We start from the raw sequence: 616 nt of genomic DNA on the forward strand, positions 1-616 counted from the left end.
TGGGTTATTCAAACCGCTCTCTGATCTATTCCCCATCTGGGGCATCATAGCGACGAGTCCCAGGAAGCACATCCCGATGAAGCAGCGTTCGTTCGCGTCGTTGAGTTTCGATGCCAAGAAGAAGCCAACCCGCCGGGAAAAATTCCTTGGTGAGATGGAGCAGGTTGTGCCATGGACTGATCTGCTGGCACTGATCGAACCGAGCTATCCCAGCGCCGGCCGCCGTGGCCGCCCGCCGATGCCGCCGTCGGTGATGCTGCGCATCCACTTCATGCAGCAGTGGTACGCGCTGAGTGACCCGGCGATGGAGGATGCGCTGTACGAGATCGAGTCGATGCGGCGGTTCGCGGGGTTGGAGTTGAACGAGGATGCGATCCCGGACGAGACGACGATCCTGAAGTTCCGTCGCTTCCTGGAGCAGCACGGCCTGGCGGCGAAGATGCTCGAAACGGTCAATGCGCACTTGAGCGGCAAGGGCTTGCTGCTGCGCCAGGGAACGATCGTGGACGCTACGATCATCCAGGCGCCGTCCTCGACGAAGAATGCGAACAAACAGCGTGATCCGGAGATGCATCAGACGAAGAAGGGCCAGCAGTGGTACTTCGGGATGAAGGCA

General features: G+C 60.1%; 1 protein-coding gene. It reads left to right on the top strand.

Translation table 11 applies throughout. From position 1 onward, the window contains the following. Positions 1–76 precede the first annotated feature (76 nt). Positions 77–616: IS5 family transposase (locus tag ACH65_RS17375; protein ID WP_049623896.1), on the top strand; the 540-nt coding region annotated here is incomplete at its 3' end.

Source organism: Frateuria defendens (genome assembly GCF_001182895.1).
In the GTDB taxonomy this organism is placed as follows: domain Bacteria; phylum Pseudomonadota; class Gammaproteobacteria; order Xanthomonadales; family Rhodanobacteraceae; genus Frateuria_B; species Frateuria_B defendens.